The sequence below is a fragment of the Acetobacter papayae genome, assembly GCF_047721125.1.
Classification (GTDB): Bacteria; Pseudomonadota; Alphaproteobacteria; order Acetobacterales; family Acetobacteraceae; genus Acetobacter; species Acetobacter papayae.
Map to the genome: position 1 here is coordinate 71913 of NZ_JBDNWF010000002.1, position 20171 is coordinate 92083.

The following is a 20171-nucleotide window of genomic DNA, read 5'->3' on the forward strand; positions in this document are numbered from 1 at the left end:
AGTCAACATTAAAACCACATAATATGTTGTTTTCAGTGGGTATGCAGTGAAAGTCCTTCACTTGCTCTCAGCACACCCAGCAAATCTGCCGGAGTTTGTACCAGTTGGTGTGCATCAACCAGCATGTCTGCGTCCTGCCAGCCCCACAGGACGCCTATGGCCTCTATGCCGACTGCGCGTGCGGCTTCCATGTCACTGGCGGCGTCTCCCACCATGATTCTGGCTCCTGCGGGCAACAATGTGCGCAGAACCTCGACTTTGGTGGGGTAGACATCACTCCCGATTACATCGCTAAAGGCGTGGCTCAGATCATGTTCCACCAAAAAGCGCTCAATAACTGCCCGGCGGCTTGAACTGACGATAACAAGAGGCTCCTGCCCTGCCAGACTGTCCAGAACACCGCGCATGCCTTGGACCAGTGGTGGTATGGCAGCATTGCTGGCGGCTTCTGCGGCCATGGCGTCACTAAACGCTACTGGATCGACCCCGAGTGCCTTACCCAGTGTTTCAAAGGTAAGGGGCCGCAGGCGCTGGAAGGGGCGTACATCGTCCGGCAGGTCGATCCCGAACCGTGCTGCGGTCTTGTTCAGAACGCCGCCCCACATGTGCAGAGAGTCTGAAATAACGCCATCAAAATCAAAACAGATCATGTCTGTCTCCACCGTACAGACCTGCCCGCCCGGCCATGCCCACCCCAGCAGGGTGGCGCGCTTACGGCGCGTGCAGGTGTTTTTTTTGTTTCAGGCAACGAGTTCCGCGGGCTCGGACGCGCCTATCGCGCGGCAGCAGGCGGTCAGGGTATTGGCCAGCAGGCAGGCTATGGTCATGGGGCCAACACCGCCGGGTACGGGCGTGATAGCTCCGGCCACTTTGGCAGCGCCCTCAAAGGCCACATCGCCTACCAGAACCGCCTTGCCGTCACGTTCGATACGATTGATCCCGACATCGATAACAACGGCACCCGGCCTGATCCATTTACCCGGAATGAGCTCGGCACGCCCTGCGGCCACGACCAGAATTTCGGCCTGTCTGACTTCCGCCTCCAGGTCCCGTGTTCTCGAATGCGCGATACTGACCGTGCATTTTTCAGCCAGAAGAAGCTGCGCCATGGGTTTGCCCACAATATTGGATGCCCCCACGACCAAAGCCTTGTAACCAGCCAGACTGCCCAGCCTGTCGCGTAGCAGCATGAGGCAGCCAAGGGGTGTGCAGGGCACCATGGCCTCCTGCCCGGTAGCGAGCAGCCCGGCATTGACTACATGAAAGCCATCGACATCTTTTTCGGGGGTGATGGTATTGATAACCTTGCGTGCATCCATATGCGCGGGCAGAGGCAACTGCACCAGAATGCCATGAATGGCGGTATCGGCATTCAGCCGCCCGATCAGGTTCAGCAGTTCAGTCTCCGAGGCATCGGCGGGCAACCGAAAAGCGTGCCCATTCATGCCCACTTCGGCCGTCATGCGCTCCTTGTTGCGCACATAGACCGTAGAGGCGGGGTCCTCTCCCACCATGACAACCGCCAGCCCCGGCACAATGCCATATTCGGCCTTCAGCCGCGTAACCTGCGTGGCTACTTTCTGCCTCAGGGTTGCAGCAAACGCCTTGCCATCGATAATATCCGCCCGCACTTTGTTCATATCTGTCACACCTGCCCCACTGCGTTTCATACGGCTCTACCCTGCCGGCTGCTTTCGCGCATGAAACAACAGGCAGCAGGGTTGTGCTGACCTGTCTGTGCTTTTGTGTGGCTGATTGTCCAGCGGGAAAAAATACGGCTTATCGATCGACCATGCAGGGGCGGCCATCCTGATCGAGGGCCACAAACGTGAACCGCGCCTGAGTCACTTTCTGCCGGATTGCTGTGCGCCGCACCCTGCGGATGGCTTCAACCTCGATTGTCATGGATGTACGGCCTACTCGCAGGATACGTGTGTAGACATTCAGTTCATCTCCCACCGCCATGGGACGATGAAAAACCAGACCATCGACCGCTACCGTGGCGCATTTGCACCCAGCCCGGTCTTCCGCTGCCGTGCTGGCCGCCAGATCCATATGCGAGGCAACCCACCCGCCAAACACATCGCCTGCGGCATTGGTGTCACGCCGCATGGCCACCACGCGCACGGCCAGATTAGCATCGTGAATCCAATTACTCTGTTCCGCATTTTCCACTGAAATGGCTCCGGTCATGATATAACAGCATAAGGAAAATTGCACATTTTCCCCTTATCCGTAACGCGCTTAATGCACAGATGAGCCCTGCCCGGCCTTTTTTCACACAGGGTTGATCATACGCCCATGCGTTCAAGAGCGATGAATGGAAGGTTATTCCATCCAACCCGGCAGGAATAAAACGCAATTCCCGTGATATATATGCCTTAACACATCAGAAAACGTGATCTGTTCACAGGAGCAAGGCTCCTTGCTGCGGATTACATCCAGAAAAAGGCCGAATATCGTGCAAACAGCAGCCTCCACACGTCAGCCCGTGCTTTTCCTGCCGCATGGTGGTGGACCGTGCTTTTTCATGGACTGGCCGGGGTGGGAAAATCTGGCCGCCCATCTGCAAGGGCTGGCCATAACCCTGCCCAGAAAGCCTTCGGGTATTGTGGTCATGTCCGGCCATTGGGAGACCGCCGTGCCGACAGTCACAACGGGCGAACACCCTCCCCTGATCTATGATTATTACGGCTTTCCCGAACATACTTACGCGTTGCAATACCCTGCCCCCGGTTCACCCACACTGGCGGCCCATGTGCAGGCTCTCCTCCAGCAGAACGGGCTTGCCTGTCAGGATGATGCCAAGCGTGGCTTCGACCATGGGGTTTTTATCCCGTTTTTGCTCGCGTTCCCTGATGCCGATATTCCCGTTGTTGAGCTCTCCATGAGTGCGCAACTGGATGCCGCACAGGAAATGCGCGTTGGTCAGGCGCTTGAGCCCCTGCGTGATGAAAATATCCTGATTATCGGCACGGGCATGAGCTACCATAACCTGCGGCACTTCATGAGTGGTAGCCCCAAAACGGATGAGACATCCGTGCAGTTCGATACATGGCTGCGCGACACGCTCGAAGCCTCGCCTCAAGAACGTAACCAGCGCCTGCTGGCGTGGGAGAATGCTCCCGGGGCGCGCATCTGCCACCCGCGCGAGGAGCATCTTCTGCCTCTTATGTTTGCGGCGGGTGCCGCTGGCAATGATGTGGGCACCCGCACCTACAGCGATACTGTCATGGGCAAGGCGCTTTCAGGCTTCCGCTTCGGATAGGTTCGGCCTCTGGTATCAGCGCCATCTGTCTGATTTGGCGCTTGCTGCCTTGGGTTAGTGCGCTTTCATTGTCTGGCATGGATATTCCATGCTAGAAACTATTTGCTGATACATTCGTCAGGCGATCTCGTGCCTGAAAGCAGGAAAGAAAACGCCATGTCATCCTCCACGTCACTGAGCACAGCTACCCTGACCAGCAGCCTGCTCGATACGCTGACTTCAGACACGGATACGACGGATACGAGCAGTTCCACCGGAACCAGTTCTTCATCTTCCTCGTCTTCTTCCAATGTTACGATCACATCAGCCAGTGCTGATGGAACGCCGGTTATTATTGAAAAAGATTCAAGCGGAAATATCGTTTCGGTCATGAGCGTCAGCGGCACGCAGACAACCGACCAGAGCAACAGCAGCGACCAGACCGGGCTGAGCCTGTACGCCTGATAGAATTATCCTATGTGGTGGCCTTCTCTGGCCCACCTGATTTAAAAAACCCGCCTGCCTCTCATGATGGCAGGCGGTTTTTTTGTTCGAAAAACAATCAAAAGTCCCAAGTATGCGTAGCCCTTTTAGGGGCCGGACTGGCGGCCCCTAAAAGGGCACTTCAGGCTAGTTCCTTGAGCGCTTCAAAGCGCGCTGGGTCTTTCATTTTTAACCGTCCTGCTGCGCCGTATCCTACAACAAAGGATACAATCACCAGAACGCCCACGCCCCACGCGGCAACCGAGGCGTTATCTCCCCCGATCAGGGTTGGTAGATTGGCAATAGCGATCCCCAGACAGAGCAGCAGCCCGCCCAGCGCCCCAACAGGTGCTACAAGCGTATGCCAGACATGCCCTTTACCGGCGCGACGCACATTAAAGAACGCCAGAATGGACAGGCAGGTCATGGACAGAATAACTATGTAACCCAGTGTTCCGGCTGTGGCCGCCCAGGCATAAATCTGGGTTACGGGGTCAAGACCCAGCACAACAAGCACGATCAGCCCCACCAGTGAGGTGCCAGTCTGAACCAGCGAGGACATATGGGGAGATTCATGCGTGTCATGCACCCGCGAAATAACCGAAGGCAGCACGTTGTAGCGTGCCATGACAAACTGATAGCGCACCACCACATTATGAAAGGCCAGAATACAGGCGAACAGGCTGGTTATCAGCAGAACATTGACGATATCTGAAGCCACTTTACCCATATAAGTGTTGATAAATATCAAGTACATATCGCCTGTGTGTTCGTTGGCCATCTGTACGGTCTGGCCAAGACCGATCCCCGCGACCTCGCACCACATGGAAATGACGTAAAACAGGCCAACGCCAAACACCGCAATATAGGTCGCGCGCGGAATTGTCACTTCAGGGTTGCGCGCTTCGTCACGGAAAATGACGGTCGATTCAAAACCAATGAAGCAGTAAATAGCAAACATCAGCCCCAGACCGGGCGACCCACTCAGTGCCGCATAAAGCGTGAAAGGGGCCGGGTCCAGCACCGCTGGGCCTTTTGTTGCCAGCACAACCAGATCCGCCAGCAGAACAACCCCGACTTCCAGCACTAGGGCTACGCCAAGAAAGCGCGAGCTCATTTCAATATGCCGGTAACCCAGAAAGCCCGCAACAAACACAACCACAAACGACATGACCCACCACGGCACGGAAATGGACAGGGTGTTGTGCAGCAGTTCGGCCAGCGTGTAGCCAAGATAGGCTTCCAGCGCCAGAACGATAAATGTGTATGAAGCCGTGGCCAGTGTAGCCGATGCCAACCCGACCTGACGGCCAAGCCCTTTCTGGATATAGGCGTAAAACGCCCCGGCATTGGTCACATAGCGCGACATGACAATAAAACCGGCGGTAAACAGATACATGATCAGTGTGGCGATAGCCGCATCAAGTGGAGCCGCAATGCCATTGCCCATGGCGATGATAAGCGGGCTGTTGGCTGCCATGACGGTTAGCGGCGCTGCGGCTGCCACCACCATCATGACAATGGAGGCCACGCCGAGGTTTCCCTTCAACCCTGAAGGCCCGCTCTCCGAAACCGGGACTGTTCTATTTTCTTTTGTCAAAGTCTTTCCCTTTCCACGCAACGTGATGACATGCCCCGGAACCATCAGGGTTCTGCCTTTTCCCTGCGGAGTTCATTACAATTTCGCAACAATTCACCCACTCAAAACCCACATCCTGCGGATAAGCCCCGTTATTCCCACCACACGCCGGGCATGCCTCGCGGGCAGGTTGATCTGTCATGTTATGACTGCTGTCCGCCTGAGCTAATGACAGCCGGGCACAATCTGATAACATCAGGGCACAGTCACACAGGCTCAGTGGTTCCCTGATGACATGCGGCCTCTTGGTGCTGGGCCGTCTTTCGCTTCATCATAGGCATGATACACTCGGTGCTGCCGGTTTCATGTGCCAGCGGAAAAGCGCGGGGTTATGCTATGTCCGGGCGCATGGACCATAACCCACCAGCAGGACCCGTCATGACGTCTTTTCCCTACCCTTCCCTGCTTGCTGCAGCACAGGCACTGGCGGATGGCCGCACGACAGCCCGTGCGCTGGTCGAACAGGCTCTTGAGCGTATCAATGACCCGCAGGGTGAAGGGGCGCGGGTTTTCATGACAGTCCATGCGGATGCAGCCCGCTGGCAGGCAGACATCATGGACACGCTGCGTCAGCAGGGGCGCGCCCCCACTATTGCGGCAGGCCTGCCTGTTTCCGTTAAGGACCTGTTTGACGAGGCGGGCTGTGTCAGCCGAGCAGGCTCCTTGGTGCTGGAAAACGCTGCTCCGGCCAGTATGGATGCCCCAGCCATACGCAACATTAAGCAGGCAGGCATGCTCAGTATGGGGCGCACGACCATGACGGAGTTCGCTTTTTCGGGCGTGGGCATTAACCCCCATTTTGGCACCCCGGCTAATCCGTGGCGCAGGCAGGAGCAGCGTATTCCCGGCGGATCTTCTTCCGGGGCCGCCATTTCGGTTTCGGACGGTATGGCTCTGGCCGGTATTGGCAGTGACACCGGGGGGTCGTGCCGTATACCGGCGGCTCTGACCGGGCTAGTCGGGTTCAAACCCACAGCAGGACGTATTTCCACGCAAGGTACCATTCCCCTCTCTTCGACGTTGGATTCAGTCGGCAGTATCGGCCGCACGGTTCGCTGCTGCTGGGCTGTAGACAGCCTGATGGCCACAGGCACCTTACATGTGCAGGATGCACCAAACGGCCGAACCGGTAGCACCCTTCGCCTCGGTATCCTAAGCACAATGGTCATGGACGGGATGGATCAGACCGTAGCGCAAACATGGGAACACTGCCTCAGCCGCCTTGCCGCCAAAGGCGTTGCGCTTGAAACATTCTCTTGCCCGCCTTTGCTCGATATTCCCACCGCCAACAGCAAGGGGGGCTTTCCCGCAGCCGAGGCGCTGGCATGGCATACCCCCCTGCTGGCGGAACATGCCCAGACTTATGATCCGTTCGTTTTGCAGCGTATTCTGCGGGGGCATGAACAGACTGCCGTTGACTATATTACCCTGTTGCAAGCCCGCGCCCGGCTGATCAGGCAGGCGGCGGATATCATGGTGCATTATGATGCCGTCATTCTGCCAACCGTGCCGGTTATCGCTCCTAAAATCAGTGATATGGATGACAACGCACAATACGTTGCCACCAATATGCTGCTGCTTCGCAATACGGCCATTGCCAATTTTCTGGACCTGTGCGCCATCAGCCTGCCATGCCACAAACCGGGCGATACCCCGGTCGGGCTTATGGTTATGGGCCAGAACGGGCAGGATAGCAGGCTGTTTGAGATTGCAGCACAGCTTGAACATCTTCTGGCGGAGTAAGCATTCTGGAAAGAGCTTCTCATGTCCTGTATGGGCGCCGATCAGGCATGAGAAGCCAGTAACACCGCCTTCAGTGGCTTATGCCATACGCTTCATAAAAGTGTCACACACTCCCGGCCAACCTGATTTTTCCCTTTGAAAAGGGACGCTCACGGCCTCTTTTACAATCTATTCCTCAAGCCTTTCCCTTATCCATTCAGGGTTCCGATCGGCTTTGCAGACAGCCAGCATGTGAAATCGGGTTGTGGCTGCTCTATCGCCATTTATGAATCTTTGGTTTACAAATGATTATTCCCTTGAATAAAGGGCCATGTGACGACCGCTTGCCGGGATTCCGCTACTCCGAGTTTCCTTATCCGGCGCCGATAAGAAAAGGCGTTCTCGGCTTGTTCACTAGCAAAACTGAAACAGCCCCTCCCAAGGGCCGGCGCGCTTTCAAGGACAGCGGGCAGTCTCCCGCTTTGATCGTGATCAGCTGTTTTATCAAAGGATTTCTCCCTGATGACCGACAGCTGCAAGGTCTTGATGATCTTTCCGCTTTTCAACGCAGGTTCGTTCTGGAACTACAAGGAAACCTGTGATCTGACAGGCGCACGCTACCCGGCGGCGCCGCTCGGCATGATCACGGTTGCTGCGCTGCTCCCGAAGCACTGGGAAGTCAGGCTTATCAACCGCAACACCGAGCTTTTGACGGAAGAAAACTTCGCTTGGGCCGATATGGTGATGACAGGTGGAATGCTGCCCCAGCGTAATGATGCGCTGCATATTATCGATATGTGCCGGGCCAACGGCAAACCGGTCGTGATTGGTGGCCCTGATGTAACGTCCAGCCCTGATGTCTATAGCGCTGCCAATTTTCAGGTTCTCGGAGAAGCCGAGGAGATCATGACCGACTTTATTGCGGCATGGCAGCGCGGGGATACAGAGGGTGTTTTCAAGGCTCCCATGGGCAAGACCGATGTCACCTTGAGCCCGACACCGCGTTTTGACCTGCTGAAGCTTGATCAGTACCTGCATGTCGGGGTTCAGTTCTCCCGTGGATGCCCGTTCAGTTGCGAATTTTGCGATATTATCGAACTCTATGGCCGGACGCCGCGCACAAAAACGAATGAGCAGGTACTGGCGGAACTTGATGCCCTGTATGCACTCGGTTATCGCGGGCATGTCGATTTTGTCGATGACAACCTGATTGGCAACAAGAAGGCGCTCAGGAAATTTCTGCCTGATCTGAAAGCGTGGCAGAACAAAAAGAACTTTCCTTTCGAATTTTCCACTGAAGCATCGATCAATCTGGCAGACGATGCCGATCTGTTGCGCGATCTTTCCCAGAGCAATTTTTTCGCTGTTTTTATCGGGATCGAAAGTCCGGATACGGACACTCTGGTTATGACGCAGAAAAAGCAGAATACACGCCGCAGTCTGCAACAGAGTATCGAAACAATTCACAGGGCCGGTATTTTTGTGAATGCGGGTTTCATTGTCGGTTTTGATAGTGAAAAAGGTAGCGTCGCCGCAGGTATGGTCGAATGTATCGAAGATACGGCCATTCCTGTCTGCATGGTTGGTCTGCTTTATGCCCTGCCCACAACACAGCTGACCAAACGGCTGCTCAGTGAAGGACGGCTTTTCGTCGATGACGGGCAGACGCAATCAGGTGACCAGTGCACTGCCGGATTGAATTTCGAGACAAAACGCCCCCGTCGCGATGTGCTGGATGATTACAGGACGGTGCTCAGGACCATCTATGCGCCCGGGGCTTATTTTGATCGCGTCCGCCGGTTGGGGCGTATGCTTAAACGAACGCGCGGCCACCGGATGATAAAAGGGGATCTTCGCAGTTTTGTAAGGTTACTTTTCAGGATTCATAGTGCAGGCCCGGGAACCGCCCGGCAATTCTGGCGCATGCTTTTGGATTGCGCCCTGCATAACTCCAAAGCACTGCCCTATGTTGTCATGACAAGTGCTTTATATTTACACCTTGGTCCATTCGCGCGACAGGTCGTTGAAGAGATTGATCGCGAAATCACCAATATTGATCAGGGGTATTGGAAAATACCACCTTTCCGGACGGTTCCCGTCGAGGCTGAGCTCGAACTGGCCTGATTCTGTAGATAGCCTTCATTTCCCGGAACGCGGGGCAGAAATTTGCTGCGTCGTTCTGGGTTACCTTGCTGCTTTCATCGCCATGTAGTCCCTACACGGCTACAAATTTTGTGGATAGCGACGGCCTAGCTCATGGTTTTAGGTCAGCCCGAACAGAGTGTTGCCCCGTTGCAGGGCGCCGCGCTCGTGGACAGATTTTGCCGGCTCAAGCATATGCAGAATATGGTGTTTATTGACCTTGCCCGGCTTAACAGCCCACAAAAACCAACACGAAAGAGTAGCTGCACTTCCTGATTGCAAAGGTTAATAAATAGTGAAAGAGTGCATAGTCTGAACCGCTATGGTAGGCGATGCCTTTCCTGTCGGCTGCCGGCGTTACAAAGCTATTGGCGAGAAGGTTGACTGATATAACTATGCCAGTTTTCCCAATTATATCAGTCCATTATGGAGCTTTGTTCATACGAAAAGCCTTGCTGCCCTCGGCATATTACCTCACCCGATCGCAGTCTATATTTCGTTCAATAATCGCTCGGCAGTCCTCTGGATTGTTCGGCTATTCTTACCGGAAAACTAGAGGTTATTGAAACCATGAGCCATATCAGACGCAAGCTTGCAGGCTGCATGTTGGGGTGCGCTTTCACTATGGGGTGCTCTCACTCTCTACCCAAGGATGCTAACGCAACCTGCGGACAGCAACCCAATGCTCCCCGTAATGGTATGCATGGCCATATCATGACGAGTGTTGGAAATGGGCTGGGCCATATGGCACCGATGGCGCTCTCTGCCATACCCGGCATGAATGGAATAGGCGGCGGAATTGCTGGCATGGGCATGCAACAGGCCATGAACCGTGTTGGTATGGATCATACCCATGGCATGGGCAACAATGACCCCCTCCACCCCGAGGGTGAGGATTCTGAAGCGCCCGCTATACCCTCTTTCCCCTGTGAACCAGAAAAAAGCGTTCCTTCAACAATTAATAATCAGGACATCAAGTTTGACGAAGGAAAATAGCGCAGCGTACGAAGTGAACTTTTTATAAAAACCCACTCACGACACAAAATTTCCTGTATGATCTGTCCATGAAGTCTCCCGCCATAAAAAAGAAACGTAGCCTCTCTGCCAATAAGGATGCTGGCCCTGACCAGAAAACCCTGGTTATCCTGACAATGGTGACTCTGCTATTACTCGGTGGTGCTATCGGTTTTCGTATGCTGCTTAGTGCGCATCATGAAAATATTGGTGGGGCCTATACGCTGTTCGACACACAGGGGCAGAAAGTCACGCAGGATAATTTCCGCGGCCGCTACACGGCTCTTTACTTTGGCTACACACACTGCATCGACATATGCCCTCTCACGCTTGATACGATCTCTGCTGCACTCGAACGTATGGGGCCTGAAGGGCAGAATATTGTTCCGGTTTTTATTTCGGTTGACCCCCAGCGGGATACACCGGCAGTCATGCAGAATTATATCGCACGTTTTTCACCCCGGATTGTCGGGCTGAGTGGCTCTCCAGAACAGTTAAAGCCCGTTCTGGATGCCTTTCATGTTACGGTGCGTCGCCATTATGCCAAGGCCGTTGACTACCTGATTGATCATACATCCATTCTCTATGTCATGGATGGACAAAATCATCTGGCGGGGATGATCCCGATTGATGATAGCGCCGAACAGATGGCGCTTGATCTGGCCCGTATTCTGCATAAAAACTGAGAGACCAGATCCCTGCCCTTATAGGCTGAGCCGCACACCACCAAAATATGCCCGCGGTGAACCGGCATAAATAGACCCTGTGCTATTTGCCAGTGTGCCAGCGCCCGCCTGCTGGCCATTACTCAGCAACATATCGCTGATATTTGTAGCTCCCGCGATATAGGTCTGATTGGCGACATTCTGCACCTCGCAATACCAGTGCAGTCGATGCGCCCAGCCAAACCGGGCTGGCGGGTTATAATGCACTTCAAGATTGAGCAGCGCGTAACCGGGCGCTTTCAGTTGGTTGGCATTGTCCAGCCAGTATGAATCACGCCATGTGACTTCGGCGTAGCCTCCCAGCCCTTCTGCCGGGCCATCTGGTTGATCATACAGGAAGCGGGCATTGAGAAAATTCGGAATAACACCGGGAATGGCATTGCCATTGCGGCTGAATGAACGCGAAAGCGTGCTGTTGGAAAGAACTTCGGTATAATTAGTGTATATCTGATTGTCGTAAGTATAGCTTAGTTTAATTCGGCCGCCGGGAAGTGTTTTTGGTAATGGCCGCCAGTCTACACCCAGCACGATGCCACGATGCTGCGAAGCCGGGGCATTGAAAGTGTAGGTGCCAACCGTATTAACGCCCGCAGACTGGCTTACAAGCTCGTTATTGTAAAATTCGTAAAACCCTGTGGCCTGAATACGCAGCGTATCATCCGGGTGCCAGTCAGCACCGAGGTCTACCCCCACGCTGCTCTGGCTTTCTATCTGCGTATTGTTGCCATATTGCCCCTGTGGCGTAATGAACAGATTGGATGCTGAGGGCGTGCCATAGGCCGTGCCAACCCGTGTATGGAACGTCCAGGCTTTGGACGGAGCATAAATCAGCGCACCTTCAGGGGCGAGGTTAAAAAAGAAACGGTTGGCTGTCACATAGCGTCGGGTCATGCCAGCAGCGGAATAGCCATAGAGTGTTTCTGTTGCCCCGATATCAGAATAAGTCCCGCCCAGCCCGATAACGACATGCCATTTGGGTGCAAAATGCCAGTCTTCCTGAAAACGTGCTCCAAGATTCCATTGATGACCGTATGATTCAGTCGTCATCGCTCCCCGGCTTGCGCCGCCCAGTGGCATGACGTTGTAGGTCTGATAACCGTAATCGAGATAGTCGAAACTGATACCGCCAAATGTCTCAAGCGGAGAGTGCCCGATCAAAGCCCGGCTCATTACATCGCTACTGACAGCATAGGAGTTATAAGGACCGACAAAGGTTGTTGGAGAAGTCGGCTGGTTCACATGACGTTGATCATAGGTGAACTGGTTGCGCCATGTCGTATGGGGGTTGAAATCATGCTCCCACCGCAGTCCGACAATGGTGCGCCTATCAAATCGTCCCAACCCGGCGGCTTCGGGGCTGATGGCCTCCTTGTCACCATACCGCCCGTTTTTGAGCAGAGAGACAGAGGCACATCCCGCGGCAGTGCTGGCCGCAGAATAACAGCCCTGTTGATAGGGGTTGGTCTGATACTGGTTCAGCGACAGACGAACAGGCAGGTAGGCATTTGTCTGGTTATTGACCACCTTAAAAACGAGCCGATCGGTGTCTGTCAGGTTCACGCGCAGGCGCATGTTCTCTGTCGAGGTATTGTAGCGGCTATTGGCAATAAAACCTTTTCCCCAGACATCGCTACCGAAGATCATGAGGTCGTAACGCCGGTTGCCAAAACCAAGGGTTGCATAGGTGTTGAACAACCCGAAACTGCCAAAATCAGCCCCCAGTTCCGCACCGTGAATATCCGCGCCTTTGCGGGTACGAAAATTGATTGCACCATTCATGGCGTAGTTACCGTAAACGGTTGAGGCTGGGCCTTCAAACACATCAACCCCTTCATAAGCATGCGGGTCAATCAGGTCGGCTCTGGCTGTACCATCTGGTTGTGTCATGGGGAAACCATCTTCAAGCACCTGTAGGTTCTTGAGCCCATAGGACTGGCGATCACCAGACCCACGAACGGAAACAACTGTGTCCCGCGGGCCATTGCCCTGCGTAAAGCTGACGCCGGGAATAGTCACAACCATGTCGGCTACGCTCTGGGCGACCTGACTGGCATAGTTGCTCCGGTCGGAACTAAAAGTTGTCTGTCCGGCTGGCCGCACAGTCGCGGGTGCGCGGCTATTGCCTGTAACGGTAATCTGCTCCGTTTCTCCCCGGTGAAAAACAGGTTTGACTAATTTTCTATCGGGGTGATCGTCTTTGAGGGAGGATACGGTTTCCTTTCCCTCGGCTCCATAAGCCAGAGCGCAGGACAACATAACAAAGCCAAATGCCATGCCAGAAAAACGGCGTGCATTGCCATACGGGTAGGACATATCTCTGAACCTGAACAAACAGCGCTGAAAGCCCATGCGTTTTCAGGCATGGGCGGCGGCAGAAGGTCAGATCAGGCAGGAGGGCCCTGTGGGCAGAGTGCCGCGCGCTCCGGCAAGGGCGGCCCACGGATAGGAGCAAATATCCAGACCCGCTGGGCAATACACGGCAAAAGCCGCCCTATGACAGGAATATCTGCGTTGGTCGGCAGGAAAAGCTCAAGGGCATCAGAAAGGAGTAGGCTGTCATCATGGTTATTCGTGCCATGATGATGCCCATCCTGCTGGAGTGGTAATGGCGTGTCGTCGCAAAGAATACTTAGCTTGGTCAGGTCTCCGACCTGATCCGCCAGCACGGACGACGGTACCACCATCCCCCCGAATGTCAAACGCAGGAGCAGAGCAAGCATAACCAGTGGCCAGAAGACCACCAGTTCAGTCAGGCTGTTCACTCGTGCGTGCATAGGCAGGGCATACTCTACGGCTCCCCGTTTGACCAGATGGGCTTTACGCAATGAGTAGCTGCCTATCGTTAGATAACGGGCACAACATGATCTCTTTGCAGGATTCAGCCTGTCCAGCGTCATCCTGGCACCTGCATAGGGTCTCCACCATCGGCGAGCAGAAGGGCTCCGGCAGGCTTGTGCTCACTTGAGGAAGGCAGACAAGGGCCACACTCAAGTGTGGTCTGTTACTTGCGCATTTAAATCAGAAACGCTTCAGTGAGATATCAACATCCTAATTTACAGAGTTTTGAAATTTTCAACATGCTGTGAAAACTCACATGACCGATATTTCACATTGACCGTTTTCTGCAGATCAAAGCATGTAAACGAAGCGACTGTAGCGGCGTTGAACCTGTTCCGACGTTCTCCAAAAGAAGGTATGCCCCCATGAGCAAGAAAAATGAGTCCGAGTTCAAACCCTATCATCATCCCGCAGGTGGATGGGGGGCGGCTGGTGCCACGGCTAAAGTACTCATGGAGCAGAGTGTTCTCGTTAAAGGTTCCCGCGGATTGCTTGCGATGAATCAGCCGGGTGGCTTCAAGTGCCCGAGTTGCGCATTCCCTGATCCTGACCATCGAAAGAAACTCGAATTTTGCGAGAACGGGGCAAAAGCGCTGGCACATGAGGCAACCAAGGCGCGCCTTACACGTGAGTTTTTTGCCCAACATACCGTCACTGAGTTAATGGAACAGAGCGATTACTGGCTGGAAATGCAGGGACGCCTGACCGAGCCAATGTGTTACGACCCAGCGACAGACAAATACCTGCCCATAGCATGGGACGATGCCTTTACGCTTATCGGCCAACATCTCAGGTCGCTGGAGAGCCCCCACCAAGCCGAGTTCTATACCTCTGGTCGTACAGCGAACGAAACAGCATTTCTTTACTCGATTTTTGTGCGTGAATTCGGGACTAACAATTTTCCCGATTGTTCGAATATGTGCCATGAACCCACATCACGCGGGCTTCCGGCATCGATCGGCATTGGCAAAGGCACGATTGTCATGGCCGATTTCGAACATGCCGAAGCGATTTTTATTATAGGCCAGAACACCGGAACCAACTCACCGCGTATGATGACGAACCTCGTAGAGGCGCGCAAACGGGGTATTCCGATTGTCCTGATCAACCCCATGCCGGAACGGGCATTGATCCGCTTTACGGAGCCGCAGGATATTGTGCAAATGAGCACATTTGGCTCTACGGCCATTTCCAGCGAGTTCGTTCATGTGCGGATTGGCGGGGATCTGGCAATCCTCAAGGGCATGATGCGTGTGCTTTTTGAAGCTGAAGCACGCGGTGAGGACGTTCTGGATCGGGACTTCATCAAAGACCATACGGCCGGACTGGACGCCCTGCGTGCAGATGTAATGTCGCAGTCATGGGCGGATATTACCCGCATATCGGGGATTTCAGAGGAGCAGATCCGCCGTATTGCTCAGATCTACATCAAATCAAAAGCAACGATTATCTGTTATGGGATGGGAATAACCCAGCATCAGGAAGGCTCGCACCTTGTCCAGCAGATTGCCAATCTGCTCTTGCTGAAAGGCAATTTCGGCAAAAAAGGTGCCGGAGTTGCTCCAATCCGTGGACACTCCAATGTACAGGGAGACCGAACTGTCGGGATCGATGAAAAACCGACACAGGCTTACCTTGATCGTGTCCGTGATGTCTTCGGCTTCGAACCGCCCCGCGAACATGGCCACCATGTTGTAGAAGCGATTGAAGCTATGGAGGCGGGTTATGCCAAGGTATTCATCGGTATGGGAGGCAACTTCGCACGGGCGATCCCGGATACCGAGCGCTCTTACGCCGCTATGGAAAAGCTGCTCCTGACTGTAGGCATTGCCACGAAGCTCAACCGGGGACACCTTGTTCACGGCAAAGATGCCCTTATTCTGCCGGTTGTCTCACGTTCCGAGATCATCAAAACCAGCGCGGGCGAACAATTTGTAACGATTGAGGATGCAATGTCGAACGTGACAGCATCCCGTGGTGTATTTGAGCCTGTCAGTACCAGCGTGCTGCCGGAAACAGAAATCGTATGCCGGATTGCCATGGCAACCCTGCCGGATTCAAAGCTGCCGTGGGCTCGTTACATAGACGACTATTCTCTGATCCGCGACAAAATCGCCGAAGTCTATCCGGCAATCTATGCTGATTTTTCAGAAAAAATGAAAGATCCGCATGGTTTCCATCTGGATATTCCGCCCCGACGCCGGGTCTGGATGACGCCGAGCGGGAAAGCCAATTTTCTTGTCATGCAGGGGCTTGAAGTGAATGCGGTGATTAATGATCCGGCCATGCTGCGTCTTGCAACCATTCGTTCGCATGATCAGTACAACACCACAATCTACAGCAATAATGACCGCTATCGCGGGGTCTATAATAACCGTCTGGTTATTTTCATGAACAAGCAGGATCGCGAGGATCGTGGACTGGAGAATGGGGCTGTTGTGGCTCTTGAAACCTATAGTGATGACGGCTACCGACGGTATGTTGACGGGCTGAGAATTCTTGACTACCCGATGCCCCGTGGGGCCATTGCAGGGTATTATCCCGAGCTCAACCCGCTTCTGCCTCTCGATTTCCACGATGAAACCAGCGGAACGCCAGCGGCGAAGGCAATTCCGGTCAAGGTTGTGCCGAGTGTTGCCTCTGCCGCTCCAATCCGTATCGCTGGGTAAGCGTTTAGCTGCCTCTGGATTTCAAAAACCTGCCCGCTGGAGTAAACCAGTGGGCAGGTTAGATGATTTTCAGGTGTTGCTCTGCTTGAAATGCGCGGGGAAAATCAGTGGTTCCTGATGCAATACATGCCGCCCGATCACACGACGGGCCAGCACTTCCGGGTCATGAGAAGACAGGGTTCTGACATCGCGCCAATATTGGTCAAAATCCGTCTCTCTTCCAGTTGCCCGGCCACCCAATAGTTCAAAAATACGCGGCGTTATATGCAAGGCCGTGCGCGAAGCAAATGTGCGCAGCGAGAGCGTTTCCAGCGCTATGGCCCCATAATCCTCATCGGTCAGAGAGGTGCGGCGTTCCCATTGTTCCTGAACGGATTTTATGACCTTTTCAAAATAAGCCTGTGCTGCCTGAACCTGTACCCAGTATTCAGCAAATTCAGCCTGAATGAACGGATCATCCGCCGAAATACTCACGCCCCCATAACTACCCTGTCGGCGTCCATGCAGGGACCATTCCCGCACCTGCTCAAGGGCTCCGAGGGTGCGCCCGATAAAAACAGCCGTATAGAAAATAGCGCCAAAGCTGGCCCAGAGCGGTAGCGGGCCCGTCTGGGCAGGGCCGTGGCCCCAGTGCAGCACTTCATCTGGCAGGATACGGACATTATGGAACGTAATGGTACCTGAATCCGTGCCGCGCAGGCCGATAGGGTCCCAGTCATCATGAAATTCCAGCCCTTCGCGGGCAGTTGGTATCACTGCGTAAATATAGCGATCCTTATCCGGGTGAATGGCGAGCAGTGTGGTTACTTCAGCGAGAGGCGCGCCTGTATTCCATTTTTTCGTGCCGGTAATGGTAAATCCACCATCAGGGTGATGCTCTGCGACAAACTCCTTGTTTACGTACTGAGTGACATTCCCCCAGAAAAAACGATTTTCCGTTGCCTGACGTACAATCGCATCATTGCTGCCTGTATAGTCGGTTAGAAGTGGTACGAGTGAATTGTAATAGTTGAACCCCAAAAGGGCTGCGGTCGATCCATCAGTTTTGGCAATTTCCAGAACACTTTGTGCCGCGTCCTTCAGAGTGCCACCGCCGCCGCCAAATGATTTAGGATAGAGCAGGCTGACAAGCCCTGTCTCGCGCAGGCGGCGGATCTGATCTACCGGCCGTGCGCCTTCCAGATCACGCTGCACGGCATCGGCTGCAAATTCCTTTGCGAGATCTCGTGCACTCTTTACCCAATCCTGTGGGAAAGGTGCGATCTGTTGCGGGCGTGTTGCGCGCACAAGTTCGTTGCGAGGTGCTGGAATGGTTCTGTTTTTTTCGAGAACAGTCATGGTTTCAGTTTCCCTGAGAGTTTTTCTTCGAATGAATGGCAAGCCATATCCAGAAAATGGAGGACACGGCGTAAAAGGCAGGCCCGATCAGAATGGCCCGTGCGAGACCGGCATGGTCTGAAATCAGCCCCAGTAGCCACGGCGCAAAAAAGCCCGAAACACCACCGGCCACCATGGCGCCAAAAGAGCCCGAAATGGTACGGAGCGAAGGGGGAACCGTTTCCACCAGAAGCGTTGTCAAACTGCCCGCCGTAGCCCCGAATGAGGTGATGGCCAGCAGGGCGAACAGTTCGCAAACCCGCAGAGAGGGCGCTGTAAACGCAATCAGGAAGAAAAATGCCGCCAGCAGAGCACTGAGTGCCAACGACACAGCAATGGCACCCGTTCGGCCGGCAAGGTATCGCCCAGTCAGCCAGCCGCCGATAGGCCCGGCAGGGAGTGTGGCCATGAGGGCGGTAAAGGCAAAACCAGTGGCATGCAGGTTATCAAGTCCATGCACGCGGTGCAAAAAGGCTGGAAGCCACATCTGCGCCGTGATGGTCCCTGAAAAAAACAGGCTCAGGGCAATCAGGTGTGTGGTGTAAGGGGCGATACGGAAGACGGATACCTGCTGCCGCCAGTTCAGCACCAGTTCTGATCGCCCGACATGCCCGTCGGACTGACCGGGAGCAGGCTCTGGTACGAACAGCAACAAAACACCCAGCACCAGCCCCGGCAGGCCTGTCAGCAGAAAAGCCTGATGCCAGTTGGAATGTGCGGCAATCCAGCCGCCGACACCAAAAGCCAGAGCCGATCCCAGCTTGTTGCGCAGCATGAACAGCGCAAAGACGAAATTCCGTTCTTTACGGTTATAAAGATCGGCCAGCCAGCCGGGTACAATGCCCTGATACGCCGCCATGCCAAAGCTGGTGAGCGTGCGCCACAGAACCAGCGTGGCAAGTCCTGTGGACAGGGCACTGCCCGCTGAAGCCAGACTCCACAGGACAATAGAGCCAACCAGAACCGAACGGCGGCTGAACCGTGCTGCCAGAACTGCAAAAAGAGGCGCGCCGAGAATACCCGCCAGCGTAGACGCCGATGACACGCTGCCAAAAGCCGCATCAGACAGGTGCAGGTCTGCTTTTATCGGTGTCAGCAGGCCGGAAAGCACCATGGTATCCATGGCGCAGACGGTTCCTGTCGCCAAAAGCAGGGCCAGCGCGGTATGTCGGGTCGCCACAGCTTCGGGGCTCGTAATGCCGGGTGATGGCGTCATGACGGGTGTGGAGGGAGCAAGAGGCGTCGCGGTGGAGGACATGGATTTTCCCTCATGCCGGCTGTGGATGCGGGTGGGAGGTGGTATCGGGGCTGCCAACCCTGCGCCGAGCAAGGATTGTTGCTTCCGTCAGAATTGAAGGCTCGACCCAGCTTTGCAGGTCAAAATCCCGTTCGATCAGCCCCTGACGCAGCAGAAAGGCCTTTTGGGCTTCAAGGGCTGCAAGGTAATCGTCATTCAGATCAAGACGGATGTCTTGGGCGATATTCTCGTAAACAGAGGCCAGACTTTCAGGAGCCTGCCCCAGATCAGAGGCCAGAGCCCGCAATGCCTCGAGCGGCTGGGCTGCCGCGCGGTCGGCAGTTTTAACCAGTGTAGCTACAATTCTGATCAGCAGTTCGCGCTGTTCTTCAATCAGCGCCGTACTGACCACCAGCCCACGCAGGATGGAAGGATTGACCCGCGCGACCGGATCCGCCGACAGCCTTGTATCGTACAGGATGTTCAGACGGGGGTAGAGGCCACCATCAGGTGGGATAGAGGCCGTCACGGCATCAACCACGCCCTCCTCCAGCGCTGCCAACGCACTGCGGAACCCGCTGAGCAGAAAGCCGTCACGCCCCCCCTGTGGAGAGAATGTGCGGGGCAGACGTACCAGTTCGACATCTTCAAGGCTCAGCCCCACTGTGGCCAGCGTGGTCTGATAAATCTTGAGCTGCTGCGCAATCATGAGGTCAAACGGGCTATCCGGGTTATGGAACACCGCAAGCCGCCTGCCCTTCAGGTCCTCCGGTGCCGCCACACCTGAACTATGGAGCGACAGAACCGGATAACGGCCTTCCAGAAAAGCCAGCCCGACAACCTTGCAGTCCACCCCATGGCTTTTTTTCCAGATAGCTGGCGCATGCCCGGCATTGCGGAGCCAGAAGCGCTCATCGTAAGAGTATTCGGTTTTTGGCGAAAAGCCCACGGACTGAAATACGAAGTCTGCCGCTGTTTCCTGTGCGAACTCGGCACGCAGGGTGCCCCATGCTTCCGCCAGAGCACTAATGGTCGGGACAGCGGGGCAACGGGTATAATGAATGACCGGACGTGTCAT

Annotated in this window: 16 protein-coding genes; 7 read left to right on the forward strand and 9 right to left on the reverse strand. The window is 54.7% G+C overall.

The annotated features are described in order from the left end of the window. Positions 1–32: 32 nt before the first annotated feature. The 3 genes from ABF757_RS01180 to ABF757_RS01190 form a co-directional block, all read right to left on the reverse strand. A complete protein-coding gene (locus tag ABF757_RS01180; protein ID WP_415480580.1) occupies positions 33–650 on the reverse strand; it encodes an HAD family hydrolase in 618 nt (205 codons plus the stop codon). A 90-nt stretch (positions 651–740) separates the two neighbouring features. Beyond that, positions 741–1640, reverse strand: coding sequence for a bifunctional methylenetetrahydrofolate dehydrogenase/methenyltetrahydrofolate cyclohydrolase FolD (gene folD, locus ABF757_RS01185; protein WP_415480581.1), 900 nt, complete (start codon positions 1638–1640; stop codon positions 741–743). A gap of 139 nt (positions 1641–1779) precedes the next feature. Next, the gene (locus ABF757_RS01190) at positions 1780–2112 is read right to left on the reverse strand and encodes an acyl-CoA thioesterase (RefSeq protein WP_051543321.1); all 333 of its coding nucleotides are present in this window, start codon (positions 2110–2112) and stop codon (positions 1780–1782) included. 418 nt (positions 2113–2530) lie between these two features. Between ABF757_RS01190 and ABF757_RS01195 the strand changes: the two genes are divergently transcribed. Both ABF757_RS01195 and ABF757_RS01200 read left to right on the forward strand, forming a co-directional pair. Next, on the forward strand, positions 2531–3268 hold the full coding sequence (locus ABF757_RS01195) for a DODA-type extradiol aromatic ring-opening family dioxygenase (protein ID WP_462897822.1): 738 nt from the start codon (positions 2531–2533) through the stop codon (positions 3266–3268). A 156-nt stretch (positions 3269–3424) separates the two neighbouring features. Further along, positions 3425–3712 (forward strand): hypothetical protein, encoded by a 288-nt coding sequence (locus ABF757_RS01200; protein WP_415480582.1) that lies wholly within the window; start codon positions 3425–3427, stop codon positions 3710–3712. A 160-nt stretch (positions 3713–3872) separates the two neighbouring features. On the opposite strand, the gene ABF757_RS01205 is transcribed toward ABF757_RS01200, so the two are convergent. Further along, positions 3873–5261, reverse strand: coding sequence for an APC family permease (locus ABF757_RS01205; RefSeq protein ID WP_415480583.1), 1389 nt, complete (start codon positions 5259–5261; stop codon positions 3873–3875). Positions 5262–5747: 486 nt separating this feature from the next. Between ABF757_RS01205 and ABF757_RS01210 the strand changes: the two genes are divergently transcribed. The 4 genes from ABF757_RS01210 (at position 5748) to ABF757_RS01225 (ending at position 10933) form a co-directional block, all read left to right on the forward strand. Then, the gene (locus ABF757_RS01210; RefSeq protein ID WP_415480584.1) at positions 5748–7112 is read left to right on the forward strand and encodes an amidase; all 1365 of its coding nucleotides are present in this window, start codon (positions 5748–5750) and stop codon (positions 7110–7112) included. A 501-nt stretch (positions 7113–7613) separates the two neighbouring features. Further along, on the forward strand, positions 7614–9215 hold the full coding sequence (locus tag ABF757_RS01215) for a B12-binding domain-containing radical SAM protein (RefSeq protein ID WP_415480585.1): 1602 nt from the start codon (positions 7614–7616) through the stop codon (positions 9213–9215). Positions 9216–9977: 762 nt separating this feature from the next. Then, complete coding sequence (locus tag ABF757_RS01220) at positions 9978–10229, forward strand: hypothetical protein (RefSeq protein ID WP_415480586.1); 252 nt, start codon at positions 9978–9980, stop codon at positions 10227–10229. 155 nt (positions 10230–10384) lie between these two features. Further along, on the forward strand, positions 10385–10933 hold the full coding sequence (locus tag ABF757_RS01225) for an SCO family protein (protein ID WP_415480587.1): 549 nt from the start codon (positions 10385–10387) through the stop codon (positions 10931–10933). Between the two features lie 18 nt (positions 10934–10951). On the opposite strand, the gene ABF757_RS01230 is transcribed toward ABF757_RS01225, so the two are convergent. Beyond that, on the reverse strand, positions 10952–13285 hold the full coding sequence (locus tag ABF757_RS01230) for a TonB-dependent receptor family protein (protein WP_415480588.1): 2334 nt from the start codon (positions 13283–13285) through the stop codon (positions 10952–10954). Positions 13286–13356: 71 nt separating this feature from the next. Next, the gene (locus ABF757_RS01235; RefSeq protein ID WP_415480589.1) at positions 13357–13797 is read right to left on the reverse strand and encodes a hypothetical protein; all 441 of its coding nucleotides are present in this window, start codon (positions 13795–13797) and stop codon (positions 13357–13359) included. Positions 13798–14175: 378 nt separating this feature from the next. Between ABF757_RS01235 and ABF757_RS01240 the strand changes: the two genes are divergently transcribed. Then, complete coding sequence (locus tag ABF757_RS01240) at positions 14176–16479, forward strand: FdhF/YdeP family oxidoreductase (protein ID WP_415480590.1); 2304 nt, start codon at positions 14176–14178, stop codon at positions 16477–16479. 69 nt (positions 16480–16548) lie between these two features. Here the strand turns inward: ABF757_RS01240 and ABF757_RS01245 are convergent, their stop codons facing one another. The 3 genes from ABF757_RS01245 to ABF757_RS01255 are packed head-to-tail and all read right to left on the reverse strand — an operon-like array spanning position 16549 to position 20171. Continuing rightward, the gene (locus ABF757_RS01245) at positions 16549–17817 is read right to left on the reverse strand and encodes an acyl-CoA dehydrogenase family protein (RefSeq protein ID WP_415480591.1); all 1269 of its coding nucleotides are present in this window, start codon (positions 17815–17817) and stop codon (positions 16549–16551) included. Positions 17818–17821: 4 nt separating this feature from the next. Continuing rightward, positions 17822–19114, reverse strand: a complete 1293-nt coding sequence (locus ABF757_RS01250) for an MFS transporter (RefSeq protein ID WP_415480592.1) — start codon at positions 19112–19114, stop codon at positions 17822–17824. 10 nt (positions 19115–19124) lie between these two features. Further along, on the reverse strand, positions 19125–20171 hold the full coding sequence (locus ABF757_RS01255) for an ABC transporter substrate-binding protein (RefSeq protein WP_415480593.1): 1047 nt from the start codon (positions 20169–20171) through the stop codon (positions 19125–19127).